Annotated in this window: 13 protein-coding genes; 6 read left to right on the top strand and 7 right to left on the bottom strand. The window is 64.1% G+C overall.

The genetic code is table 11. The features are described from left to right. Positions 1 to 104: 104 nt before the first annotated feature. The 5 genes from KF688_17835 to KF688_17815 all read right to left on the bottom strand — a co-directional run bounded on the left by KF688_17835 (position 105) and on the right by KF688_17815 (position 14,731). Positions 105 to 4,052, bottom strand: a complete 3,948-nt coding sequence (locus KF688_17835) for an alginate lyase family protein (GenBank protein MBX3427545.1) — start codon at positions 4,050 to 4,052, stop codon at positions 105 to 107. Between the two features lie 354 nt (positions 4,053 to 4,406). Then, on the bottom strand, positions 4,407 to 8,486 hold the full coding sequence (locus tag KF688_17830) for a lamin tail domain-containing protein (GenBank protein ID MBX3427544.1): 4,080 nt from the start codon (positions 8,484 to 8,486) through the stop codon (positions 4,407 to 4,409). A gap of 400 nt (positions 8,487 to 8,886) precedes the next feature. Then, positions 8,887 to 9,618 (bottom strand): hypothetical protein, encoded by a 732-nt coding sequence (locus KF688_17825; GenBank protein MBX3427543.1) that lies wholly within the window; start codon positions 9,616 to 9,618, stop codon positions 8,887 to 8,889. A gap of 219 nt (positions 9,619 to 9,837) precedes the next feature. Then, a complete protein-coding gene (locus KF688_17820) occupies positions 9,838 to 10,890 on the bottom strand; it encodes a DUF1559 domain-containing protein (protein MBX3427542.1) in 1,053 nt (350 codons plus the stop codon). Between the two features lie 49 nt (positions 10,891 to 10,939). Then, the gene (locus tag KF688_17815; protein ID MBX3427541.1) at positions 10,940 to 14,731 is read right to left on the bottom strand and encodes a hypothetical protein; all 3,792 of its coding nucleotides are present in this window, start codon (positions 14,729 to 14,731) and stop codon (positions 10,940 to 10,942) included. Between the two features lie 451 nt (positions 14,732 to 15,182). On the opposite strand from KF688_17815, the gene KF688_17810 reads away from it, so the two are divergent. From KF688_17810 to KF688_17800, 3 genes are all read left to right on the top strand, one after another. After that, positions 15,183 to 15,719 (top strand): sigma-70 family RNA polymerase sigma factor, encoded by a 537-nt coding sequence (locus KF688_17810; protein ID MBX3427540.1) that lies wholly within the window; start codon positions 15,183 to 15,185, stop codon positions 15,717 to 15,719. 50 nt (positions 15,720 to 15,769) lie between these two features. After that, positions 15,770 to 17,575 (top strand): hypothetical protein, encoded by a 1,806-nt coding sequence (locus KF688_17805; GenBank protein MBX3427539.1) that lies wholly within the window; start codon positions 15,770 to 15,772, stop codon positions 17,573 to 17,575. A 169-nt stretch (positions 17,576 to 17,744) separates the two neighbouring features. Beyond that, the gene (locus tag KF688_17800; GenBank protein ID MBX3427538.1) at positions 17,745 to 18,815 is read left to right on the top strand and encodes a DUF1559 domain-containing protein; all 1,071 of its coding nucleotides are present in this window, start codon (positions 17,745 to 17,747) and stop codon (positions 18,813 to 18,815) included. Positions 18,816 to 18,956: 141 nt separating this feature from the next. Here the strand turns inward: KF688_17800 and KF688_17795 are convergent, their stop codons facing one another. After that, positions 18,957 to 21,284 carry a GH92 family glycosyl hydrolase gene (locus KF688_17795; GenBank protein MBX3427537.1) on the bottom strand — a complete coding sequence of 776 codons (2,328 nt, stop codon included), beginning with the start codon at positions 21,282 to 21,284 and terminating at the stop codon, positions 18,957 to 18,959. 1,035 nt (positions 21,285 to 22,319) lie between these two features. Between KF688_17795 and KF688_17790 the strand changes: the two genes are divergently transcribed. The 3 genes from KF688_17790 (at position 22,320) to KF688_17780 (ending at position 25,075) form a co-directional block, all read left to right on the top strand. Continuing rightward, positions 22,320 to 22,922, top strand: coding sequence for a hypothetical protein (locus KF688_17790; GenBank protein ID MBX3427536.1), 603 nt, complete (start codon positions 22,320 to 22,322; stop codon positions 22,920 to 22,922). Between the two features lie 7 nt (positions 22,923 to 22,929). After that, entirely contained in the window at positions 22,930 to 23,949 is a 1,020-nt protein-coding gene (locus tag KF688_17785; protein ID MBX3427535.1) for a hypothetical protein, read from the top strand. Positions 23,950 to 24,109: 160 nt separating this feature from the next. Next, the gene (locus KF688_17780; protein MBX3427534.1) at positions 24,110 to 25,075 is read left to right on the top strand and encodes an SUMF1/EgtB/PvdO family nonheme iron enzyme; all 966 of its coding nucleotides are present in this window, start codon (positions 24,110 to 24,112) and stop codon (positions 25,073 to 25,075) included. 416 nt (positions 25,076 to 25,491) lie between these two features. On the opposite strand, the gene KF688_17775 is transcribed toward KF688_17780, so the two are convergent. Then, positions 25,492 to 26,934 carry a hypothetical protein gene (locus tag KF688_17775; GenBank protein ID MBX3427533.1) on the bottom strand — a complete coding sequence of 481 codons (1,443 nt, stop codon included), beginning with the start codon at positions 26,932 to 26,934 and terminating at the stop codon, positions 25,492 to 25,494. Positions 26,935 to 26,972 lie beyond the last annotated feature (38 nt).

The raw sequence follows: 26,972 nt of genomic DNA, 5'->3' as shown, positions 1-26,972 counted from the left end.
CCTGCCCCGCAAATCGATTCTTGCTCGCCATCACGGGGCCTCCGGAGGCTAAAGGTGGACACCTTCAACCTTCCGTGGGCGTCACGATGAAGTGCACCGTGCGTTTACCACTCGACGGCGGGGCCGAGTCCTCGACCGATTCGATCCCACGCAAGATCGAGCGCGCGAGCGTCCTCGCCGCGCTTCGTCGACGCCGCGGCAATGACGCCGATGCGACGGTTCGGTCGCAGTCGGGCGTCGTCGTTCTCGACGCCAGCCCGCTTTGACTCGACAGGCTGCACGGCCGGTCGGGATGCGGCGTACCCCGCTTCCGCGCCGCGGACGACCGCCAGCGGGTCGTCCAGCGTCGATTCGCGGAGCGTTCTCGGGCGAAGCCACATAGCGTTGAACGCCGCGTCGACGGAGTTCTCGGCCGGCGATGAAGCGAGGTCATCCGCGGTCTCGTTCGACAGACTTGCGGCGACGACTTCCAGGGCGAGCTCGTCGTCGAAGATCGCGTCGCTTTCCTCGTCGAGGCCTTCGTCGGCGATCAACGGCGCCGCCAGAACGCTTGGCGTCGAGCCAACCCCGTAATGGCGGTGCCAAACGTCAAGATCGGGCGCCCCGACGACGCCGTCGCCGTCGCCGTCGGCGTCGCGATAGACCAGCGTCGACTGGCCAAGCTGCCGCTGCCACGCGAGGAAGTCGCCGCCGGCGACGAGGCCGTCGCCGTCATAATCGCCCAGGCGAAGGGGAACGTAATACAACTGCGAAACGTCCGTAGCGCCGAGCGCGAAGTTGTAGATCCGGAAGTCGTCGATTCGCCCGTCGAGGTACGGATCGTTGTACTGCGACTTGCCGATGTAGTTCTGCGTCGTGGCGCCGAGCGAACTCGGAGTGAGCGTCATCGAGCTGTTGCGGCCCGCTTCAGCGCCGTTGACGTAGACGATTCCGACGCCTCCGCTTAGCGTGACGGCCACGTGATACCAGAATCCCGGCTGAAGGACGTGCCCCGTGAGGATTCGCTGCTCGTTGCCGCCGCCAGACGTGGTGATCGCGAACTGGACGGTCCCGGAGCCGTTCTTCGGCGTCAGGAACATGTTGACGTTGGTCCCCGAGCCGAAATCGAACACGCGCATCCAGGTACTGCTGACGTCGAGCGAGACCCAAGCGGAAATCGTGAAATCGGTCAGTCCGTTGACGACGCCGTTCGGTACGGAGACGTAGTCGTTGGAGCCGTCGAGGTTGACGCCGTTCTCGATGCGCGCAGCGGTCCACGTCGGTCCGTTGAACAGCGTGCCGGTCCAGCCGTTGCCGCTGGCGTCAGTCGCCGAGACGCCGGACGATTCGTCGAGTTTCCAGCGCGCCCGCACGTGGGTCGGAAACGCGGACGCTTGGTTCGAGTCGGTGCTGGTCCCCGCCGCGTTGGCCGCCGACACCACGTAATAGTAAGTCGTCCCGGCGACGAGCCCCTGATCGACGAACTCCGTGGCCGTGACGCCGCTGGCAATCGTCGTGTAGGGTCCTCCGTCGACGAGAGCCCGCTTGACGTCGTAGGTCGCGGCGTTCGAGCCGGCCGTCCAAGTCAGCTTGACTTTGTCGCTGCCGGACCCGCTCGCCGTCAACCCGCCAGGCGCTCCAGGCAGCGGCGGAAGCGCCATCGCGCTCGCTTGCTGCGAGAACGGACTGGATCCTCCGTTGTTGTCGGCCGTCACCACGTAGTAGTAGACGACATTGGACGCCACGTTCGTATCAATGTACTGCGGCCCCGCCACGCCCGTCGCGATCGTCATGTAAGGACCGCCGTCCTGCACGGTTCGGCGGACGGTGTACGTAGCTTGCAGCGGATTCGACGTGCCGGTCCAGGCGAGATTGATCTGATTGCCGACGACCGCGGTCGCCGTCAGGACTGCGGGAGTCGCCGGCACTGCGGGAGGCGGATTGCCCGTTGCCATCTGAAAGATCGCACCAGCCGACAGGGCGCCGTTGTAAATGCGGAAGTCGTCGATTCTGCCGTCCAGATAGGCGTCGTTGGGGTACTGCGAGCGGCCGATCCAGTTGTTGCTCACGCCGCCGACCTGGAACGGGTTGAGGTACATCTGGGCGTTGAGGCCGACGGCGGTCCCGTTGACATACAGCCGACCGACCGTGCCCGAGAGGGTAACCGCCACGTGAACCCACTGGTTGACGGGAAGAGCCGTCGTGCCTTCGATCACGTCATTGTTGTAGCTGTAGTTGGTTGCAATGGCGAAGCGAACCTTCCCGCTGCCGGCTTGCGGGGTGAGAAACAGGTACCGACCGTTCGAGTCGCCGAAGTCGAATATCCGCGTCCAGGTCGCAATGCTGTCGAGCCTAACCCAGGTCGCGATCGTGAAGTCGGACAGACCCTCGGTGACGTTCGCCGGAAGGCTGACGTACTGGCCGGCTCCAGAGAGATCGACGGCGTTGCCGCTCTGGCCGGCGGTCCAAGAAGCGCCGTTGTGGAGCGTACCTGTCACGCCGTTCCCGCTGGAGTCCGGCGCCGTCGTGCCGTTGGATTCGTTGAACTCTATGCGGGCGACCAGTTCGGGAGCCGTGCTGAGCCGGACGACGTCCGAGGCCTGCGTTTCGACGCCGGCGACGACCCCCGTCACCTTGTAAAAGTACTCGCCCGCCGCCATGCCGTGGTCGACGTAGTGCATGAGATCGGCGACGCCCGCCGCGATCAACTCGAACGGGCCGTCGGCGCTCGTGGAGCGGTAGACGTTGTGGGAGTTGGCGTAGAGAGCGCCCCACCAGTTGAGCTTGACGGTCCCGTCGTAATTGACGGCGATCAGGCCGCTCGGCTTGCTGTTCGCGACGGGGAAGGGATCGAGCGTGTAGGTGAGCGTGCCGAAACCGAACTCGTCGCCGTTGCCGCCGTAGCCCTCAGGGGAGTAAGCGTCGACGCGCGCCTCGCTCCACGGGGCGGCGATCCCCTTGATGTTGGCGTAGTGATTGTAGATCAGTTCGTAACCGGGGCGGGAGATTCCCCGAGCGAAGTCCGAAACGGACGTATGAGTCTGCCAAGTTCCATTGACGCCGGTGCCCCAACTGTACTGCTCGAAGGGAACGTCCTGCCAAGCGTTGTACTTGGCCACGTACTCGGAGCCGGCAAGGAGTCGGTTATTGTCGTAACTGAACAGGTCAAGCCCCTGGTTCCATGCCATCTGCATGATGGGACCCGCGAGCGAGACCCCCAGGGTCGTGTGCCCCTGATCGCGTCCCGCCTCCTGCCATTGGCCGAGGTTGCCGTCGTGGACGTGATAGACGAACCGGTCGATCGAGCCGTTGCCGCCCCCCTCGTACAAATACGCAATCGCCTCGTTGTAGATGTCGTGTCGATCGGTATAGACGCCGATGGCGAGCATCGACGCGATGTTGCACAAGTCCCAGTTGGCCCAATAGTTGGTGATCGCCGCGCCGTTGTGATCTTGTCCGCCGTTGACGCCGTACAGGAACGACTTGTTGAGCGAGTAGAAGTGGGTGATCAGCCAGTTGCCGAAATTCTGGGCGTCTTGCGGGGCCCAGCCGTCGTAGGTCCGCATGATCTCCGCGACGTTCGCCCATTGGTACCCGTAGATGCCCGCGGCAAGGAATCGGTCGGCGTTGCCGGTGAGGCTGGTCATCGTATATTGCCAAGCGTTCAGGAACTCGACCGCTTTGTCGGCGTAGACGGCGTTCCCGGTCACCTTCCATCTCAGCGCGAGCATGTAGGACCGCTGGATGTCGATCACCATCTGGTTGAAGTTTTGCCCCGTTCCGCCACGGATGACGGTCTCCAGCGGGCGCGGATTCGCGTCGGGCTGCGCGTAACCGTGGTTGACGAGAGCCTGGTAACCCGACAGCCACGGGTCGGCCTGCTCGGCGATCTTTTGCGCCATGCGGGCGAAGTCCGCTTCGGTGTGGAGCAGCCCCTGGCTGAAGCCCCCTTCGGCATGGGGGAGGGCCATCACCCGGCGGTCTTCGAGAACCTCGAACACCAAGCCCCGCGATCTGCCGTTGCCAGTGCGAGCCGCTTTCTTTCCGTTTTGCTTGCTGCGAATGTAGAACATGGATGGCCTTGAGTCCTCTTGCTCCGTGATTTGCGCTTCGTCGTCCCTATTGTCTCGCAACAGTTCCAGACGCTTGTCCGCAGCCGTGCCTGCCCGTCGCGACGTCGATTCGTCATCGCCCAGGGCGATGCTTTCTCGATTCGCCAGCAAAGCCAAGATGCCTGCGATCGTTCGTAAAGTCGCGCCCAATGTCATAGAAATAGTGTACCTACGAGGAGTGACATGCAATCAACGGCGCGGGCCGGCTGCGTAAACCCGCTTCGACATGCGCCCATCCGAAGCTGACGGTCCGTACGGGGAGTCGAGCAACGCTCGGCCGACCTGCCGGGCCGCACCCAGCCGGGGAGAATCCGCTCAGCTTGGTCGTACGCTGATGCGAGCGAAGGGCGACGCCAGGCCCGCTCTAAGCTTGTCGGCGCCGACGGTGTCGAAGTCCAAGGCTGGAGGAGTCGAGCGGATTCGCTCCGCAAGCCGGCTTCTTCGCGGCCGCAGCTCATCCTCGTGCCATGCGGACAGCGCCGCATCGACGTCGCGGCGATACTCAGCGCTGCGCCAGGTCAACTCCTGCCCGGCGGGCGGCAATTCAGCGGGATCTCCGGACAAAACCGCCCCGATCGCGCTGGCTTGATCCAGCTCGTCGGCAAGGATCCAACCATCAAGGTCAAGCGCCGCGGCGGTCGCTAGAGGCGCCGATGCTCCATAGTTGTCCTGCCACACGGCGAGATCGATCGCGTCGACCACGGAGTCGCCGCTTCCGTCGGCGCCGAACAGGGCCGGCGAGCGGCTTCCTAGCGTGCGCTGCCAAGCGAGAAAATCGCTCCCGTCGACGGCGTGGTCGCGGTTGTAGTCGCCCGGTTGCCCCGGCAGTCCGTCCCAGCCCGGCGAACCGCCGAGCGCCGCGCTCGCGCGCCAATTGCTCGGCGAGTCGGGATTGCCCTGCGGGTCGATGATCTCAAGCGACGGCCCGTTCCCGTCGGGGGCCGTCGGCCACGGCGCAGCGTCGTCGTAGGTGACGCTTTGGATCAGTGCGCCGTTGGCGGCAACCAGTTCGATCGTTTCGCCGCCGTTGCTGAGATTGGCCGACCCGTACCCCCCGCCGGCGATGAACACGCTCGTGCCGTAGTACGCCTGAAACGCGGTCGGATTCTTCGGCACGACGATCCTCTGTCCCGGAGCGAGACTCAGCCCGGGGCCGAACACGTAGGGGTTCGAGGCAAACGCAGCGAGCCGCACCCCTTCGAGATCGATCGTGGTCGTTCCGTAATTCATCACCTCGACGAACTCAAGATCTTGCGCGTCGACGACCAGGGGATTGGGGGCGGGGTTGTAATGCAGCTCGGTGATTGCCAGCGCCGGCGCAGACTCGTTTGCGCCGGCCACGAACTCGATTGCGTTCGACCAATGGCTCCAGTGGCCGTCGGCGTCCTGCATCCGCACCCGGGCGCGATACGTGACGCCAGTCTGCACGACCCCTGCGGGGACGGCCATCTGATTGGCGAACGTCGTGAGCGTGCCTGATTCCCAAGTCCCTTCGATCTCGTAGGCGTAGGGAGTGCCGACGACATGTCCCGCCGTGTCCGCGTTGTCGACCTTGGCCACCCGCCACTGCATGGCCGCGAACGTGCCTGAGCCTTGCGGATCGCTGAACGCGGACGATTGAAACACGAGCCCGTCGGCCGGGTGCGTCCCGGCGCCGACGTACGAAATCGTCGGCGTCGCGGGGATATTGGCGTCGCTCCCCTGGGAGGACATCAGATTGTAACCGTACCCGCCGGGGCTGACGAAATCCTGCATGTACGACACGAGCCCGGCGAACGACTCGTTGGTCAACAGCGCCGGATTGAAGTTCTTGTACCAGATTCCCTTCTTGATTTTCTGCGGGTGGTAGTCCCACTGCGCCTGGTTGGCGTTGACGATCGTCAGATCTCCCGAGTGGAGCGTCAACACGCCGGCAATTTCCTCCACGACCTTCGCGGCGTCGCCATTGGCGAGGAGCAAGTCGGTGATCTCGCGAAGCCGATTCTCATACGCAAGGCGAGCGGCCGGATAAGTGTTAAGCAGCACGCGAATGTTCTCGCGGGTCGTCACCGGCTGGCTATGGTGCGGCGCGTCCTCGAACGTCAGGTCGAGATCCCAAGGGATGACGTACCACTTGCCGTCGACCTGATTGTGATAGTAGTTGACGTTCTCGTTAGGACGGATGTCGGAGTTGTTGACGACATGGTTGATCAGGTTCCAGGCGAAGTAGGAGTCCCAGTTGAGATTCTCCTCCCACCACGCCAGCGACGAGGTGCTGTTGATCCCCGCCAGAAATGCGGCGAGATCGGACCGATTGGTCGGAAGCTCCGACCCCTGATGCCGCTGAGTCGTTGAGCCGAACACCGACCCGTGCATGTTGAAGATGTTGCCGTCGGGAAGCCCGCGTTCGTTCAGGAAACTGCCGTCCGGCTGCTCGATGCCGATGTACAGCCCCCAGAAGTCGCCCGAGTACTGATTCGCCCCCGCCTCGGACGCGGCGTCGATCACGAAGAAATTGAAATAGGTCGTCTTCGGCGAGGGGGCGCCGGCCAGCTCGTACAACTTGAACGCCACGGGCTCGAACAGCACCGTTCCTTCGGTCGAGACGTCGTTCCGCCACCAGGGGTTCGTGCCCGGCAGGACGTTGATCTCGTCCCACAATTCCTTATACGGAACGCCGTAGTTGTCGTAGGCCTGCAAGTAATGGCCGCGGTTGAACTCCAGCTTCCACTTGTTCTTGCCGACCGCGTACGTCGAGGCGACCCCGCGATTGCGAAACGCGATGTGATCGTAGACGACGCCGTCGTAAACGAGCGTGCCGGGGAACTCGACTTCGTTGTAGGAGCCGTTGTATTGGCTGTTCTGGACGTCCGTCGCGTTGGCGATCAAGTGGTACGTCGCAATCGCAGAGAGCGAATCGCCGCTGTAGGTCTCGTTCGGCAGGACGCCGGGGCGGAGCGACGCCGTGTAGTCGGGAACCCCGTCGTAAACGAAGTAGGCGAAGTTCGGCTGGGCGTCGTCGGCGTACGGTCCGCGGACGGAGGCCCCCAGCACGTCGGTCGCCGTGATCCGATAGCGAACCAACCGGCGATGAACCTGAAGCATCCCCGGCATGACGACGGTGTAGACGCTGTCGCCCGCCACGGCGTCCCCTTCGAGACCGTCGTCGCGCATCACCAGCGTCGTCCATTCCGTCTGATACGCCGCGTCCGTCAGTCGAATGTAAGACCCGGGGTCGACCAGTTGGTACTCGAGCGTCACGCTCTGCACGCCGTCGGGGTCGGTCGCCTTGATCGTGACGATCACGTCCTGCCCGCTCGTCGGCTGCAACACGGACTGGTTCAATTGGCGCATCTGGGGCGCCGCGTTCTCGGCGTACACGGAATTCCTGGCGCCGGGGGTCGGCTGGCCGACCGTGTCGTCGGGTACGCTCAGGGCCAGATTGAACGATGCGTCGCTGCTCCCCAGCGTCTCGTTCAGCACGTGCACGGCGATCGTGTTCGTCCCCGACACGAGATATTGGCTTGCGCCCGTGAGAGTGACTTCCTCCCACGCCGCTTCATTGCCGAAACCCGATGCGCTGTTGTAGTTCTTGTCCCCCGGCGAGACGTGAAACCGTTGCACTTCCACGCCGTTGATCCAGACGATCGCCCCGTCGTCGACGTACATCCGCAGGGTCAGCCTATCGGGGACGGGGCCGCTGATCGTGAACGTCTTCCGGGCGTAGAACGACCAGTAGTTGTTCCGCATGTCCGACAGAATCGTGGCGTCGTCGCCATCGCCGTAGCCGATCGACGCCGCGCCGGTTTGCCACGCCGTGGAGTCGTTCGCCTCGACGAAGCCAGTCAATCGCCAGTTGTTCGCCGGATCGTTCGCCACGGTCGGCGGATTGGCCGTGATCCCTTTGCGATACCGCCAATTGGTTCCCGGAACGACGAGCGTCGCCCCCGCGTTCGGCGTCGACGCAAGACCCGACGACCGCCAACTGCCGGCCAGATCGTTGTCGAGCGCCGGATTGATCAACTCGATCGAACTGCCGTAGTCGCCGGAGGTCGGCCAGGGAAACCCCAGCTTGTACGTCACGGTGTCGACGACCGCGTTCACGGCATTGCGCAGTTCGATTGTTTCGCCTTCGTTGGAGAGCTTGCGTCCCGTCTCCCACTGGCCAAACGGCGCGAACCCGAACTTGGCCTGGAAATGGGCGGCGTTCTGAGTCACCGCCAGATACTCGTCGGGTGCGATCGACGATCCCGCAGGGAACGTGTAGTCGACCGCAGCGGCGATTCGCCAGCCCGAGAGATCGACGGCCGTCGCGCCCGAGTTGTAGAACTCGAGGAACTCGACCTGCTCCGTCCCCAGATCCGGATCGTAGTGAATCTCGTTGATCACGACGGCCAGCAGGCTTCTCGTTTCCAACGACTCGAAGCCCCGCAGCCGCCTGGGGCGGGAATGCCGTGGCGTAGAGAGAGAATGACTTTGCATCGACTAGCTGCCCCACTGTTCCGACAAGTCACGATCGTCGATCGGATTCGACTGTCCCAGTCTAACATGCCGTTACGGAATTTTCAGCAGCCGAGCGCCTGCGGGGTTTCGCCCGATTGAACCGCAAGGACCTTCGCGCGGGCCGAACTCCTCCGGCCGACGCGTCCCCCGTACGGACGACGCCGCACAAGGCGCGTTTCACGAAGACTGCGACGCCCAGATCGCTCGAGCCGTCAATGTTACCGCGGACGGGGGGACGCTTTGACTGATAGAGAGAGACACTGGCGCGACGGCTCGCGACCGCCGCGCCAGTGTGCAGCTAAGTCCGAGGGGGCTAGCGTTTCCGCCTCCATGCCAGCAGGCCGACTGCGCTGCCGAGGGCCAAGCCGATCGCCGCCGGTTCGGGGACGGCAGTGAGGGCGACATGGAAAGTTCGATCGTAACCATGGTTCGCGAGGTTGCCCAGCGTATCGTCGCCGAAGCTTCGCGAAGGGCCGGCGCTGTTGAACGCGGTCCCGCCCCCGTAGGCCGAGTCCGGCGCTCCGCCGAAGCCGAACCACCCGCTGCTGGAGAAGACCTCAAACGCATACTGCGTGCCGGGGCTCAGCGACAGGACGTCGGCGTCGCTAAAGGCCCAGGTGAGCCAGTCGTCGGCCGTCGCGCTCGCGGCGCCGACGATTCCGGTCACTGTATTGAGCGGCGTCAAGCTCGTGCCGCTTACGGCGCTGATCCGGACGCCCCACTGGCCTTCGACGGCGCCGCCGCCCGTGTCGCCGGTGCCTTTCATCGAAACGGACGTGAGCAGGTACGACGGGGCGCCGGCGGGCGTCGTGAAGGTCTGTCCAGGAGGACCGGCGTTGTCCGAGTACGATTGCGAGTTGTACGTACCGCCGCCAGGGGTATTTCCGTTGGGGATTTGCTGATCGTCGACCAAGCTGTACTGATCGTCCGGTCCGAGGGCCGGATCGGCGGCGTCGGACGACATCGTGACTGCGGCGGTCGCCAGGCGAGGACACGCCAGCGCCGCCAGCATAACCGCAAGGACTCCGAATTGATGCAACCTCATGAGACAGAACCTCCCCAAATGTGCAAGAACGAGAAACACGACCTACAGACAACCAATCCCGAGTCGTACGACGGGATGCCGACGCCCCGTTTGAAAAGCGATGCGCATGTCGAGCCGCACGCGATCGACCGCCCGTATTCCGAGCGGCCGACGCGCCGCCGGCTGCCCCGGCGAAGCGGCGCGCCGCCGCATCGGATTGTCGCCAAGCGGCGCCCGTGCTTAGCGCGAGCTGACGACGTTGCCGTCGGCTCGATCGCCGAAGTTCTTATGGACGATCCAGTCGACGTCGAAACTGATCAGGTGAATGCTGCCGTCGCAGTACGCCATGTTGACTCCCCCTGAGTGCGAAGAGCCGAACCCGCGACTCCCCTCGCCGTTCGCGGCGGCCGGGTATTCCGGCGCATCCTGAATCGGAGTCAGGGCCAAGGGCGCCAGATAATTTGAGCCGGCAGCGGTCTTGCGGTAGTTGTCGTTGTTAAATCCGGTGCACCAAGTTTCGTTGTCGCCGGGATCGTCGCCCGTGTCGTAGTTGGTCAGCGTGAGCGCCTTCTCGCCGACCAGATAGGTGTTGGACGTTCCGTCCGAGACTTGTCTTATCCCGATCTGGCTGCGCTGGTACGAAATGCCGTTGAGTTCCGCGCCTGCGTCGCGCCCGGAGGCCTGGAGAGCCGCTTCCATCCATCGATTGTCAAAACCGGCGACGGCTGCATACGTCTGGGGAAATTGGTTGTCGTTTTGCGTCTCGACCCAAACCGATCCCGCGTTGATTGCGTAATCGCTGCGACCGCAGTTCTCCGGCTTCAGCGCGTTGTAGATGCCCACGGAGTTTTTGTAAGGAAAGGTCTGTCCCCCCGGGCGTCGCGAGGGACACGTGATCGCATCTAGGGGCGATTCCAACGTGCGACGGCTCCCCTCGCGTTGATCGCGCGTCAGCACGTCGGGTTGTCCGTCCTTCCCCTGCGCGTGCAAGGCGCCTTGTTCGAGGTAGGGAAGCATGTTGTAGACCCATCCCCCCGGCTGATCCTTGCCGAAGCCGCGGTCCGGATCGCCCGCCCAAAACCATCCCCACCCTCCGGTGGGAAAGTGCTTATGCGTGTCATGATGGTTCAGGCACCCCAGCGCCATCTGCTTGAGGTTGTTCTGGCATTGGGTCCGGCGAGCCGCTTCCCGCGCCGCTTGGATTGCAGGCAACAGCAACGCCACGAGCACGCCGATGATGGCGATCACGACCAATAGCTCGACCAACGTAAATCCCGACGCTCGCCGTTGCATTCGACCTCTCCTTGAATGGTGAACTTGCCTGACGCTTCCGTGGACGGGATTATGCTGGCCGTACTCCGCGAAGCCGCAAACGCCGGCGAGAGGCGAGCAGCCCGCCGGCGCAGGCGACCGCCAGCGCCAAGCTCGCGGGCTCGGGGATCCCGACCTGCGCCAACACGGCTGGCGGGGCGTTGTTGCGCCAAATCGCGTAATCGGCGAGGTTGATCTTTCCGTCGCCGTTCAGATCGCCCAGGGACCGCGTCGCCCCGCTGGCGAGGAAGTAGTTCGTCTTGATGAGGTTGAAGTCGTCGAGATCGACGTCGCCGTCGCCGTCGACGTCGCCCGCGACGATCGACAACGCGGGGGTCAACGCGACGAGAAACGTACGGTCATAGCCGTGGCTCGCGAGGTCGCCGGTCGTCAGCCCGGCGAACGATCGCGCCGCCCCGTCGCCGCTGTTGAACGCGGTTCCGCCGGCGTACGAATCGGACGTGTCCGCGTCGAATCCAAGCCAGCCGGTCGACGAGTAGAGATCGAACGCGTACTGCTTGTTCGGTTGCAAAAGTTGCAGATCGGAGCCCGCGAAAGTCCAAGTGAACCATTCCGTGCCGAGCATGCCGACGAGGCTCGGAATCCCCGTGACGGTTTTCACGGGGGTGAGATCCGTTCCGTTGACCTCGCTGATGCGAATCGCCCATGTCGTCGCGGCCGTGATGCCGCCGACGTTCCCTCCCGTGTTGGCGCCCTTGAGCCACACGGCGTCGAGCGTGAACGAGGGCAACGACGGCGACGCCGACGCAGGGGTCGTGAAGATCTGCCCCGGGGGGCCGTTGTTGTCCGAGAACGCCTGCGAATTGTACGTGCCTCCCCCGGGGGTGGTCCCGCCCGGGATTGACGCGTCGTCGATGAAGTCGAACTGGTCGTAGAGACCCGGCGTCGGCGCGGTCGTGCCCATGGTCATCGTGACGGTCGCCGTTGCAGAGGACGCGGCGATGGCGAGCATAGTCAATGCGACCAGCGCCGTCGGTAAGCGGCGGACTCGCCGCCTCAGGGCGACGAAGCCAAGAAACGTCGTCCCTGCGAGCAGGACTGCCGACGGCTCCGGAATTCCCGCCGCCGCCAGCACCGCAGGCGACGCGGCAAGTCGCCATCGTCGGAAATCGTTGAGATCGACGAAGCTGTTGCCGTCCAAATCGCCGTTAGTGAACATCGAAACCGATTTTTCGAGATTGGCCTTAATCAGGTTGTAGTCGCTCACGCCGACCGATCCGTTGTTGTCGGCGTCGCCAGGACCGCCCGGAGGTGCCGCCAGTTGCGCGATGAACGTTCGGTCGTATCCGTGGTTCGCGAGATTCCCCAGCGTGTTGTCGGTGAACGAGCGCCCTGGCCCGAGGCTGTTGAACGCCGTTCCTCCCGCGTAGGCCGCGTCTCCCTGTGTCGCGTCGACCCCGAACCACCCGGCAGTCGAGTAGATTTCGAATGCGTACTGAGTGTTCGCCGCGAGCGCCGGCACGTCGAAACCCGAGATCGAGAAGGTGAACCACTCTGTTCCCGCCGCGCCTTGCGGGACCGCAACGCCGGTGAACGTCTTCAGGGGGGCGAGCGTCGTGCCGTTCACCTTGCTGATCCGCAAGGCCCAGGTGGCGTCCGCGTCCAGGGCGCCGCCTCCCGCGTCGCCTACGCCCTTCACTGAGACGCCCGTGAGGGCGTACAGATGCTTGTCTCCCGGCGTTGTGAACGTCTGCCCCAACGGCCCGACGTTGTCCGTGAACGCCTGCGAGTTGTACGTGCCGCCTCCCGGCGTCGTCCCGCCGGGGATCTCGGCGTCGTCCAGCAACTGCGACTGGTCGTACGTGCCGAGCGTCGGTTGCGACGGATCGAACGACAGGGTGACCGCCGCATCGACGCGAATCGCCGCCAACGACGCCGCGGCGACCAACGCAATTGCCGTCGTGCGAATCATTGCGCTGCTCTCCTGTAAAGTGATCGATCGGGGATGACGACGACGTCGCCGACCGGCGCAGGTCGCCGCCGCGAGAGTCGCCAGCAGAATTGACTTCGGCTCGGGCACGGCAGAGGCGGCGCCGGCGACCGCGGCGACGGCCGACCCGGCCCCGTAATTCGCCTTCCAATCGGCGAGGCTGCCGACGCTGGTGTTGCGCTGCCACGCCAGGAAATCGGCGCCATCGACTTTGCCGCTGCCGTTAAAGTCGCCCGCGATTCCCGCTCCCGAGGTGAAGGAGACGGAGGCGAATCGGAAATCGAATTCATCGCCGATGATGAACTTCATCGCCAAGCCTTCCTGAGCGGCCTGCGTCGAGAAATTGCCGATCACTCCCAAGCTCGCCGATTGGCCGGCCGCCAAGGCGGTCGGCGCCACCCGATTGGTCTCGGACAAGGCGCCCGGATCGGCCGGCGATTTTTCCCAGTTCGCGAAGCTCGCCCCCAGGCCGGTCCACGACGCTCCGCTCAACGCGCCGGTGGAAGACACGATCGAATAGCCGTCGATCGCGATCGACTGCAGCGTGTCGTTCTTCAGCGTGGCCTGTCCGGTCGTCGTGTTGACGATCAAGGCGATGTTGTTGAGGAACGGCGTGCCGACGTACTCGATCTGCCCTGTGACGGCCTCGCCGCCGAGCGTGTGATAGGAGAAAGTCAGGTCCTCGCCGGTGACCCCCAACGGTTGGCCGGCTACGGCGGTCTTGCTGAACCCCGCTCCCAGCGACAGGTTCGTTCCGCTTGAGGAGACGTTGAGGCTGCCCGAGGGCTTGAACTCCGCAAGACCGGTTGAAGAGTTCATGACGGCCTTCGTCCAGCCGGAATCGCCGGCCGGCGCCCCGGAGATCCCCTTGTAGCTGGTCAGCAGCGAACCGTGCGGCGAGGCGATTTCATACCCGGCCAGCGCCGGAACGGACGTTCCCAAAGGGTTGCGGATCGTCATTTCCCCGGTGTCGCGGTTGACGCGGAGCACGAGCATCCCTTCCAGCGCGACCTGCAGCAGCTTGCCGTTCATGCCGCCGTCGACGGTCCGCAGGCGGTACGCCGAACCGAGCGCCGCGGCAGGTGCGCCGGCGACCGCGACCGAGCCGCCGACCGACGCGTTCGAAAAGTTGCCGGCGATCGCCGTCGCGTCGGCGAGATCCCATGCACTGCCAAGCGTCGGCGTCACCCCGTTGAATTGAACGTTGAGCGTGCCGCCGAGAGACAGCGTCCCGGCCGTCTTGACGGCCGAATGCCCGCCGGGGCTTGTGATTTCAGCCGTCAACACGCTCGTGCTTTGGAACGTGACGCCCGTCGCCGAACTGAACGTCACGTTCGGGCCGGTGAGTTTCAATCCCCGACCGATCGTCGTCGTTCCCGTGACCGTCACGTTGGCGCTGCCGCTGAAGTTGGCTTGGCTCCCCGCGAGCCCGCCGACGCCAAGACTCGGCGCCGTCAGCGAACCGGTCCCGCTGACATTGAGCGTTCCTAGACCGGATTGCCCGACGAGAACGCTGCCGTTCGAACTGGCGCTCGCTTCGCTGACCAGCGATCCCCCGGAACTAATTGTCAGCGTCCCGGAATCGGTCGCCGTTCGCCCCAGAACGATGCCGCCGGTCGTGTCACCGGCCGCGGCCGAGAGCGTCGCCGTGCCGCCGTTGTTGATGACGGCAATTTCCTCGAAGAACGCGCTGGGGATGTCGCCGCGCGGGGCCCCACCCTCGAGATCCGCCCAATTGGCGCCGGTGTTCCAGTTGCCGGAGCCCGCCGGAAGCCAAAACACGTCGAACGCGGCGCGGGCCTGCGAAAGTCCCAAGCAGGCGATCGCCGCGGCGACGGCCAGGAACGAGGCCAGAGTGATCCTCGATTTCATTGATGCTTCTCCATAACGACAGGCGGTGTCAAGCTGCTTCGCCGATGCTCGTCGGTCGTCGCAATTCGCCGCGTCGGGGCTCGACCGGCGCGTGACCCGTGCCAAAATCGGTGTGCGAAATCGTGTTCGAGCGAAACCTGCCGCGCGAACGAGTGCTGCGATGAGAGATGACAAGCCGCCGGCGAGCACCAGCGTTGCCAGTAATCTCCGGGAATAAGGCAATTGGTGACGGTGCGTGCGGAATAAAATGACAAAAATGACGGACGACTCCGTAAAATCGCCCGGGGGATGGCCCCGACCTCCCCCGTTCCGAAAAATGTGCGAAATTCGCGACACCGAACGGCGGTACGTGGAGAAGAGTGGAGGACGCCTCAACCAAGCGACTCCTCCTATGTTAGTTGGGCGCTCTCCTGCGTGAGATTTGCGCCCGCCTCAATCGGATCGCAACGCCATGGAAGAACACCGAGAGGAACAGCAGTCTGGGAGCCTCGACGTTTACGTCCAGGATCTCACGGCTTCGCAAGGCCGGTTGAGGGCCTTTATCCTGGCCTCGCTGGGAAACTACGCCGACACGGCCGACGTCCTCCAACGAACCAATCTGGCCTTGTGGAAAAAAGCCCGTGAATTTCACGCCGGGGCGGCCTTCCTGCCCTGGGCCTTGACAATCGCGCGATACGAAATCCTCTCCTTTTTGCGCGACAGCAAACGGGATCGGCACGTGTTCTCCAACGAAGTCGTGAGCCTGATGCTCGACGTCGCCGAGGGGGACTCGAGCGAAACCGACGAACGCCGCCACGCCTTGAGGATCTGCCTCGACAAACTGCCGCGGCAGAATCGTGAATTGCTGTGGATGCGTTACGGCGAGGAGCAGTCCATTCGAGCGATCGCCGTCTCGAGCCAGCGCAGCGCCGATGCGGTGAAGAGTCTCTTTCTGCGAATTCGCAAGGCGCTCGAGACCTGCGTGGAATCGCGATTGAAGCAAACTTGAAGTGCGGACGGAGAAAGACTCCCCGGGGGCGGCTCGGCAAGTCTTGAATCATGAGCGCTATCGATCGAAACGAATCGGAACTCCGCCGACTGTTGCTGGTCGCCTTGGACGGCGACGCCACGGACCAGCAACTCGCGCAGCTCAACGAACTGCTGCTCGCCGACGAGGCGGCTCGTCGTTCGGCCTCGCGGTTTCTGCAAGACGACTCGATCTTGCGCGAGGAAATTGGAACGCTTGAGACGGCGCTCTCTTTTCTTCAGCAGGCGGGGAAAGCCTCGAAATCGACAGACGCCGAGGCCGCCGCGGACGAGCTTCCTCCCATTGTCGACTATTTTCAACGAAGCGCCGTTCCCGACGAGTCGAGCCGGTCGACGACAGGCGCGATCCGCGGCAAGGCGTTGCGGGTCGCCGAGTTTGTGAACGCCCACGGGTTGGCCGTCGCGGTTGCGGCGCTCGTGCTGTTCGCCGCGTTCGCGTGGCAATACAACTCTTTGCTTTCCCGATTCGACGATCTCTATGAACTCGCCGCGCTGGAAGACGCGGAGAAGTCGAGAGGCGGACGGTCCGGAAAAAACCGCGCGCCGTCCCCCACGACGCCCCCGGTCGCCCGCGTCACGGGACTCGACGACTGCATGTGGTCGGAAGGCGCCGCCGAATTCAAATTCGGCGACACGCTGCAGCCGGGCGATCGCCTGCAGCTGACCCAAGGCGTGCTGCAACTGACCTACGACACGGGCGCCAAAGTCGTCGTCGAGGGCCCGGTCGATCTGGTCATGACGACCGGGATCGAAGCCAAACTCGCAGCCGGCAAGGTCGCCGCGGCCGTCCCGCGGTTTGCCCGCGGATACACGATTCTCACGCCGACGGCCGAAGTCGTTGATCTCGGCACCGAGTTCGGCGTGGAGGTCGACAGTGCGGGAGACTCGGAAGTCCACGTCTTCGACGGCGATGTCGTCACCCGCGCAGCCGGCGAGCATGGCGTCGGCGCCCTGGTTCATGCCAAGCAAGACGAGGCGGTCGCGATCAACGGCGCTGAAGCGGAGCCGCGTCGCATTCGCTTCGACGGCGCCAAGTTCGTGCGCCGGCTCGTGCCCGACATCCCCGCCGACAAGCTGCCGTCGCTGCCGATTACAAGCAATCTCGCGCTGTGGCTTGCCGCAGATTTGATTCCGATCGAAAAAGAAGGGGAGCCCGTCGCGACGTGGCCCGACATACTGATCGGCGACAACCGATTTCCCGACGATGCGTGGCAGTTCGACGAGCGGCTCTGCCCCATTTGGGTTCGCGACGGCGAAGGCCGGCCCGCGGTGCGATTCGACGGCTGGTCGAATTACCTGGCGACCAGTCCCATGGAAACGACCAACCAGCAGACGGCGTTCGTCGTCTGCTCATCGAGCCCGGCCAGCTTCGCCAGCGCCCAGCACGGCGGAATCCTGCTGAAGTACGGACTCGACGCGCCGACGCTCGAGTTGACCATGCTGACCGATCACAGGCCGCGGGGATTGGTCTGGGCGGGCGAAGCCGTCAAGAACAAGAATCCGACGAACGTCGGCATCGTCGAAGGCGCTCCGATCGCTCCGCTGGCCCCGTGCGCCGTGGCGTACCAGTACGACGCCGTCGGCAACCGGGCCGAGTTGCTCGTCAACGGCGTCAGCCAGGGGGTGACCTCGGCTCCTCGACCGCTTGAGCAGCATGCCAAGAAGTACGTCGGCAGCCACGCTCAGCCCTGGTACGAAGCCTACTACCTGGGAAATATCTACGAAATTCTTGTCTACGACGCGGCGCTCGATCAAGCTGATTGCAACAAGGTGTTTCAATACTTGTCCAAACGTTATGATATTGAGCTCGGCAGGTAAGTTGCCGCCGGCACGTTCAATCCGGACCGCAGGCCGGAGCTTCTGGAGGCAGGCTGCGGCGGTCGTCGTTGGAATCAACGGCTGATCGCCGGGGCGGAACGGCTTCTCCGCGCGGTCGGAAATCCTCGTCTCATTCGCCATGATCGCCCTCCAGCGACCTGCGCCCGCCATGCGCCCGTCTTGCAGCGCGCGAGCGTTTACGCTCGTCGAGTTGCTGGTCGTCATGTCCGTCATCGGGACGCTCGTGTCGCTGCTCTTGCCTGCCGTGCAATCGGCCCGCGAGGCGTCGCGGCAATTCCAATGCAAGAACAATCTGAAGCAGCTTGCCCTGGCGACCCTCAATCACCACGCGATGCAAGGCCACTTTCCGACCGGCGGCTGGGGTTGGTACTGGCTGGGGGACGCCGATCGCGGATTTGGACGAGACCAGCCCGGCGGCTGGATGTTCAATCTGTTGCCGTACTGCGAGCAAATGGACCTGTACCAACTCGCCGCCGACGGCGATCCCTACGTGCTGACTCGCCAACAACGGATCGGCGCAGCTCAGATCGCCGAATCGCCGCTGTCGCACCTCAATTGCCCCGCGCGGCGAGCCAACGTCCCCTATCCGCTCTCCTCGCACGCCGGAGGAACGCAGGGGTTCTACAACGCGAACATTCCCAAGTTCGTCGGCCGCGGCGACTATGCGATCAATTCGGGCCACGTCTACAACGAGTGGTTCAACGACGACTTGGGACAAGGCCCCAAAAGTTACCACGATGCCGAGGTGTGGACGGCGAATCGCATCTGGGGCAGCGAGCAGTCTCGCTTCCTGCAACTCCCCGGCGGCGAAGCGACGATGACCGGGATCTCCTTCGAGCGAAGCAAGATCGCGGCGCGCCAGGTGTGCGACGGCCTGTCGAATACGTATCTCATCGGCGAGCGATATATCCCGCAGGACGACTACGAAACGGGGTACAACCCCGCCGACAACGAAACATGGTGCACGGGGTTCAACAACGACAACTACCGCAGCACGGGCTGGGCCGACAAGGGTCAGTACTCCATCGCATTGCCGCTGAACGACGCCGTCGCCGTGGAACTCAAAGCGGCGCTGGGACGTTTTGGTTCCGCCCATGTCAATCAGTGGAGCGTCGCCTTCTGCGACGGCAGCGTCCGCTCGATGTCCTACGACCTAGACGGTTTGGTCCATCGCGACCTGGGCAATCGATGCGACGGAAATGCGACGCTCGCAAAGTAGCCTGAACAAGTCCCCGGCGATTCCGCCAGACTTCCGGCAGTCGCTTGGACGTCGCCGGTGTGCGCGCGTCCTTGCCGCACCGCAACGTCGCTTTGAGTTCTTGGACAACGCCTGATTCGGGGCGATCGTCCGACGCGCCGTTCACTTCCCGAGCGAAACGTCCACGGCCGGCTGACGCGCCAGACTGTCCGCGGTGGAGAGCGAAAAGGGACGATCCGCCGGCGCCGTCCCTCGTTCGAAGTTCGGCTGAGGTCCCATTTCAAGCGTCAATTCGCCCCCGGCGACCAGTTCCTCGTGCCGCAGAAAGTTGCGCGACAAGGGACGACCGTTCAGCTCGGCGGACTGCACGTACACGTTCGCTGAGGATTGGTTGCGGCAAGTGATGACGAACCGCCGCCCCTTGCCGAGATCGATCGTTGCGCGCGGGAAGAGCGGGCTGCCAAGCACGTACTCGTCGGTCCCCGGGCAGACGCAATACAGGCCCAGGGCGCTCATGACGTACCACGACGAGGTCTGCCCCTGGTCTTCGTCCCCGGGGTACCCGTTCTCCGTGGAATCGTACAGGCGATCCATCGCCAGTCGCGCCCAATACTGGGTCTTCCACGGCGCGCCGGCGTAGCAGTACAGATAGATCATGTGCTGGATCGGCTGATTTCCGTGGGCGTATTGCCCCAGGCCCGACTCGACCATCTCGCGCATCTCATGGATCGGCGCGCCGTAGGTTCCCGGCTTGAACTCGCTGGGCGCCGCGAACACGCCGTCCAGCTTGGCGACGAACGGCTCGTCGCCGCCGAACAGGTCGATCAATCCCGCCACGTCATGAAACACCGACCAGGTCCAGTGCCAGGCGCAGCCCTCGGCGTAGGGGCCGCCCCACTCGATCGGATCGAACGGCTCGGTCCAGCGTCCTGCGGCGTCCTTGCCGCGCATGAACCCGACCTGCGGGTCGAACACATTGCGATAGTTCGTCGCCCGCTTGAGAAACGTCTCCGCCAGTGCGTCGTCCCCCGCCGCAAGCGCCAAGCGATAACCGCAAAAGTCGTCGTAGGCGTACTCGAGCGTCTTGGCGGTCGCTTCGCGATGGTCCGGGTAGGGCAAATACCCAAGGCGTTCGATCAGGTCGGCGCCGCCGCGACCGTTCGCGGGGCCCCAGGGGCCTTTGTGCGAGGACTCGTGGTCGTAGGCCGCCGCGGCGACCGCCGGATCGAACGTGCGAATCCCTTTCGCCCAAGCGTCGGCCAGCAGCGACGCGGCGTGATTGCCGAGCATGCTCCCTTGCTCTTCGGGGAACGACCACGACGGCAACCAGCCGCACTGCTCGTGCGCGGCGAGCAGCGCCTGCATGTACTGGCCCTGCATTTCGGGGCGCAGCAACACGTTCAGCGGCATCTGGGCCCGGAACACGTCCCAGAACCCCGTGTCGGTGAACATCCGGCCCGCATGGACCTGACCGTCGTAGGGGCTGCGGTAGCGAGGCTCGCCGGCGGCGTCGTACTCGTAGAACATCCGGGGGAGCAGGCTCGCCCGGAACAGGCACGAGTAGAACGTGCGGCGCTGCTCGTCGGTTCCCCCTTCCACGTGAACGGCGCCCAGAGTCTTTTCCCACGCCGCCTCGGCCGCGGTGCGAACGCCCTCAAAGTCGCGGTTCCGCGGCAGCTCGGTCGCCAGGGTCAATTCGGCTTGCTGCGCGTCGATGTACGACGACGCGACCCGGGCGACGACGGTCGCCCCGGCCGGAAACTCGACGTACCCGCCGACGTTGCTCCCGGCGATCCGCGTCTCAGCGGCGACCTCGCATCGCCCGTCGCCGACATGGCGCCACACCCCGGCGTCGAGAACCTCGTTCTCAAATTCGACGATAAAGTGGTTCTCGATGCCGCCGGGCCGGCCCCGCTGGTTGCGTACTCGGCCGACCAGCCGGCGGCGATCGGGCTGCACTTCCAAAGTGCAGTTGCCGCTGTAGCCGTCGAACACGACGAACGCCCGCTGCGAGTCGGGGAACGCAAACCGCAAGAGTGCGCCCCGTTCGCTCGGCGTCATGTCCACGACGACCCCCGAGGCGAGCGCCACGCGATAGTGGTGCGGTCGCCCGACTTCGTCCTCATGGCGAAAGCCCGTCGCGCGCCGATCCTCGTGAACCTCAAGCGTCCCGACCACGGGCATCAGCGAGAAGACGGCGTAGTCGTTCGACCACGAGCTGCACTGATGGGCCTGCTGAAAGCCGCGGATCGTACGCTTGCGGTATTGGTACTTCCAGCCGTCGCCGTTACGGCCCGTCTGGGGAGTCCAGGTGTGCATCCCCCAGGGCAACGCGGTCGCGGGGTAGGTGTTGCCCCGGCTCAATTCGAACTGCGAATTCGTCCCCTGCAGCGTGTTGACCGCTGCGGCATAGCCCTCCCCGGCCGCCTGCGACGCAGCGCCGCCGGCAACCGCAAGCACAAACAGGGACGTACAGCATCGAGTCGCCATTGCTCGGCAGCGCTGGGGTTCGAAGGGAAGTTCGGCAGGGGCGAATTCGCCCTCGGGATTGTCCCCGATTTGGCGGCCAAATACGACCGCCTCGGGCGAGCGAAACCCGAGCGACCTGCGAACGATTCGCCGCCAGTCGCCGCTGGCTGCGCCCGAACTCCGCTTTCAAGACTTGCCGAAGGGTCCCGTTCGCGAAAGTCTGGCGCCGCGACGTCGACCCGTAGCGCTGCCTGACCGTCGTGCCGGCCAAGCTCGGCACGACGGGGGCATTGCTCGTTTTGCTCAATGGCTCCGAACCCGTTTTTATGGAGCAAAACCCCAGGCGTCGCGAGGATGGCGAGAGTTCGATCTGCTTGCCAGCGAAGGACTTGCGTCCGACGCCGCCGATCGCGACCCGGCAGTTTTGACAAGCAAAATTCAATTTTGCTCAACCGCCGAGCAAAATCCCCGACGGGCCCGGCGCTGTCCCAAAGCTCAAAGTGAGTGGCATTGGGCTAGCGCCGTCCGCTCATGGCGGCGGAACACCCCCTGCGTTCGTTCTCGACGATGCGGCGGCCCAATTGCCGGCAGAATCCCGCGAGGCGAGTGATGCATATCGAGCCCACGAAAAAAGCCGCCGCTTGCGGCTGGCTTTGCCAAGTGCTGAAATGCCTGCGATCAGTTACCGCACCCGGGAATTGGCGCAGCCAGGAGCACGGAAGCGCATGGGTAGCACAGGTTGTCCCCAACCTCGCACGGCGCAACCGCAAGAAGCATTCCGTTGCCACGCGGCGCTTCAGTTTGAGGCGACAGTGGGGGGGGAATGCTGCTTGCTTTCGCACCGGTTGGGGACAACCGATGCTACCCGCTCGCGGGGAAGAGGCCGCCAGAGTATCTTGAAGGTTGGCCAGTTTGTCATTGACAACAGACCGGCCTGGACCAGAAACTGCGGCACTTACCAAGCGAGGCGATCCCATAGTTCCCACCAACGCACGGCGACGACTTCTCCTAGTTTTCGCACTTGGCGTTATCGCTGCTGCGCCGAGCAGCGTCGCCTTGGCTGCGATCATCTACGAAAGCGGCACGCTCGGGACGACGGGGGTTGCACATGGAACGACAGGGGGGACGAATATCAACCCGTTCGTGTATGCCGGGGTGCGCTTCGAGTTGACCCGTCCGGTCGTCACATCCCAGGTCGGCGGGCACTTCGTCGCCTTCACTGGGGGGACGTTTTTTGGGGCCATCGTGAAACTCGACGGGCCGAACGACTTTCCCGACAGCGGCAATCTGTCAACCCCCGACGTATTCGGCGCTACGACGCTCACGTTTCCGGCGCTCTCGGCCGAAACGTATGGCGATCTCACGTTGCCGCTCAGTCCAGGATGGTATGCCCTCGTCTTCGGTAGCGGCTTGTTTGGGACGAATGGGTGGGGTGCCAGCGTTCGCAATGCACCGGATATCGGCGATCCGGGGTTTATCGCCTTCCAGCCTAACTCAGGATTCGACTGGTCCAACTACTCCGTCTCTGATGCGAACGGCCGATATGTCGTTCTCGGAAACGTGGTTCCTGAGCCGTCCGTCATCGGTCTTACCATTCTCGGTTACGTAGCGTTTCGGCTGCGACAAGGTATCGGACCTCGAAAGCAGCGCTCGGTTTAGTTCTGACATGAAGAGGGCATACTATGATCGCGAAGTTCATTGCCAAGTGGACGAAGCGCAGGGCGTATTTTCCGACATCGACGAATCGAACCTCTACATCAATTCAACGCAGACTCCAGGCGTAACGATCAATGCCTTCAGCGGCTCGTCAGCCCTCGGCGACGGGGCGCGCATCTTCAATATCGTCGACACCACCTTCGGCGTCGCTCCTCCCGCGGTCACGATCAAAGGCCTGAAACTCACGGGGGACGATGTCGGAACCAACGACTATTTCGGTCGAGGGGGCGCGATCCGCTCCGAAGGGCTCCTCGCCCTCGACAAGACGACCGTGATCGGCAACGCCGCCGGGACGAGCGGGGGAGGCGTCTACGTGGCCGTCGCTGGAGGCGCTGCGACCCCTCGCACTGTCTTGGACCTGACGAATTCGCGGATCGAGGCGAACTCCGCCGGCGCCGTTTCATCGGGTGACGGGGGCGGAGTCTACGTGGCGTACGGCGGTTTCGGCTCGGCGGCCGCCCAGCACGACGTCGTCACGATCGCTAATACGGCCTTCGTTGGGAACACGGCCGGGGACGGGGTCGACAGGTCTGGCGCCGGAGGAGCAATCTACGCGGTGAGCGGCAGCGACTCCACGAACTGGCACAACGTGTTGCAGATCAACGGGAGCCAGTTCCAAGGAAACACGTCAGATCAAGGCGGGGCGAGCCGGATCACGGGCGACTCACGACTCGACTTGTCGCTAACGGAGTCGACTGTCGGCGGCGAGGGCGAAACCAACCCGGTCCGCGACGCCCCTTGCGCTCGTTCTCGACCTTGCGGCGGCCCAAGTGTCCGGAAGAGTTCCGCCGAAGCGAGGGATGCACTTCGAGCCCATGAAACAGGCCGTCGCTTGCGGCTGACTTCGCCAAGTGCCGAATTGCCTGCGATCAGTTACCGCACCCGGGAATTGGCGCAGCCAGGAGCACGGAAGCGTCGTGATGGTCGCCCGTGCCGCCTGCCGATGGATCCCACATTCCATGGTTCCTAAGCACCCCTCCAACATGGGGGATACACGCCACAAGAATCGGATCGAGCGAACCTGCTTGCGCAAATCGCCCTGATCTTGCTTGCGAATAGTTCCAGCCAGCCGTAAGGTGAAGCGCGGGGGGAGTCCGCGCCATCACACTCAGGACTCCGCGAGGTGGAACGTGAGAATTCGAGAGGTTTTTCTCGGCAGCTTGGCCATTCTTGCCGTGGTCAGCGCCCCCGCGTCGGGCGACGACTTCGGCGGCGGCGAGCATGCGTTCACGATCGAGTTCGTCACGGTCGGCGCGCCGGGGAACCCGCCGGACGCGCTTCCCAACACGGCCGGCGCCGTCCCCTATGTCTATCGCATCGCCACGTACGAGATCAGCGAGCAGATGGTCGACGCCGCCAATGCGCTGGGAGGCCTGGGGATCACGAAGGACGAGCGGGGCCCCGAGAAGCCGGCGACCAGCGTCACGTGGTTCGAGGCGGCCGCGTTCGTCAACTGGCTCAACACAAGCACCGGCCATCCGCCGGCGTACAAGTTCGACGACGCCGGCGCCTTCCAACTCTGGCTGCCGAGCGACCCGGGGTACGACGCGACGAACCTCTATCGCAACAAACGGGCCAAGTACTTCCTGCCGAGCACCGACGAGTGGCACAAGGCCGCCTACTACGACCCCGTGGCCGGTCACTACTGGGATTACCCCACCGGCAGCGACAACGTCCCCGACGGCATTGACTTCCCAGGGGATACCATCTTCGATGCGGTGTTTTTTGACGGGGGGAATCAACTCGGGCCGAACGATATTTTCAACGTTGGCGTGGCGAGTCCGAGCGGCGCCTTCGGGCTGGGAGGGAATGTCTTTGAGTGGGTTGAGACTGCCATAGATAGAGTCAACAGCACGACACTCAAGCAGCGGGGTCAAGCAGGCGGGGATTGGGGGAGTACAGAGTCTACGCTACGGGCGACCAGGGTTTTGAACGGCTCCAATCCTGGACTAGACCTATTTTTCAACGGGTTTCGAGTCGTGAGTGCGGTTCCAGAGCCGAATTCGTTAGGGCTATTCGTCATCCTCATCGGTGGAGTCCGAGCGGCGTTTTATTGGATGGAACAAGGCAGCCGACAAAGCCGCGCAAGGCAATGATGGCATTTGGCCAGTGTAGCAGCGTTCAGAAAGTTGCAAGGATTTGTGGTAATAGTCAGATTCCTGACGGTGTGCAGTGACTTTGTGAGGGCTGCGCAGTTTCGCAAGTTTCGCAGAAATAGCCAACGTTTACCGCAGCAATTTCGAAAGCTGCGTTGCGAAAGTCTGGAAGATCGATCGCTACTTGCGGTTTGGCTAGTAACGACGGAACTTGACGTGGTCGATCCTAATGACAACGTAAGGTCATTGAGAGAGGCGGTCATCACAGGTTAGTGTACCCTCTGTTCTGTAAGAGCCACGCGCAGCGCCGTTAAGAAAGCAACAAGGCGGTCGGCTGCCCCGTTGAGCCGACCGCCCGTCGCTGTGCCGGCGTGGAGGTCGCCGGCCTTGTCGCCCTCGCGTTCGATGAGAGCGGGCTAGGCTCGGCGGGTCCGCACGGCGAAGAGCGCCGCGCAGGCCGCAAGCGCCAGCAGCGCCGCTGCCGGTTCCGGCACGGCGGCCGCGGTCGCGACGGCGCCCCCCACGCCGGCGCCGTAGTTCGTCTGCCACGCCGCCAATTCTCCCGGGGATTGAGCGCCCCGCTGCCAAACGAGAAAGTCCGTTCCGTCGACCTTGTTGTCGGCGTTGAAGTCGCCCGGCACGCCGACGATGGTCGAGCTGTGCCCGATCAGCACGACGTCGGCGCCCGTTCCCGGCCCCGTGATCGACGACACGACGCTGTTGTCGTAGTCGCTCCACGAGATGTCGCCCGAGTAGCTGATCGTCCAGTTGTAGGTGGAGCCGAGATAGGTCGCCGAGACGATCGCGCCCTCGTCGATCAGTTGGCCGCCGTTGGCGATCGAGTCGGCGTAAAATCGCTGCGAGGTTCCCGTGACGGCGCCGCCGACGTCGAACAATCCCATATTGATCGGGACTCCCCCGCCGTCGATGTGCGGGGCGGCCGAGAGGGTGAGTTGCAGGACGGCCGACCGGGTCGATCCGCTGCCCCCCGAATCGTCCTGATGATTGATGCTGAGGTTGTTGAGGACCTGAACGGGGCGCGTCCCCTGGCTGGTGGCGAAGAACTCGACGGTCGAGACGCTTTGGGTCGTGCCGAAGGTCAAGTCGGCATGGGCGCCGACCGTAAAGGTGTGGACGCGAACATGCCCGGGGGCGCCGCCGTTGTGCATGCCGAAATACCCCGAGTCGGCAGAGCCGGAACCGCCGCCGGCCGACAGCCGAATCCCCCGGGCGGCGACGGCGTTCAGCCCGACTTCGAGCGTGCCGCCGTAATAGTGGTACTCGCCGTTGCCGGGGTTGGTCTGGTGCGTTCCGACGTCGATGTTGTCGTTGTCGACAGTGAAGCGGCCGCCGGTTTGGACGATGACCCCTTTGAGCCCTGGATTCGCCCCGCCCCGCCCCAAGAGAACGTAACCTGCCGAAGCGCCGCTGACGACTTCGAGCGATCCGCTCTTGATGGTCAGCTTGTTGTCGGCCGACGCGGCCCCGGTGGTCACGTACAGTCGCCAAATCGTGTCGCGATCGAAGCCCTCGGGAAAGCCGAGATAGTCGTCCTCGGTGAGCGAGGCGTAGAACGGGTCGTTGTCAGGATCGTAGACGACCCCTTCGCCGGCGAAGTCCCAGCCGTTGTTGAGATTGGTGTCCGTGACGGTCGTCCCGTCGCTGGTGGGAGGAACGCGGTAGGGGGGCGCGGCGCCGACGCCGTGCGTCCCCCAGTTGGCCGGGTCGAACCACCAACCGGTCCCCGCGCTGGAGTCGAAGGAAATCGCCGCCCGGGCGGCGGGCGCCAGTGCGGACGTGGCCAGCAGGGCGACGGCGACGATCCCCAGACGCCACGATAGAATCTGTCGGACGGACATTGTGCCAGTTCTCCGAGATGCGAAGTTTGACGAGCGGG

This window comes from Pirellulales bacterium (assembly GCA_019636345.1).
Taxonomy (GTDB): Bacteria; Planctomycetota; Planctomycetia; order Pirellulales; family Lacipirellulaceae.
The sequence above is the reverse complement of the archived record's forward strand: the minus strand, read 5'-3'. Positions and strand labels throughout refer to the sequence as shown.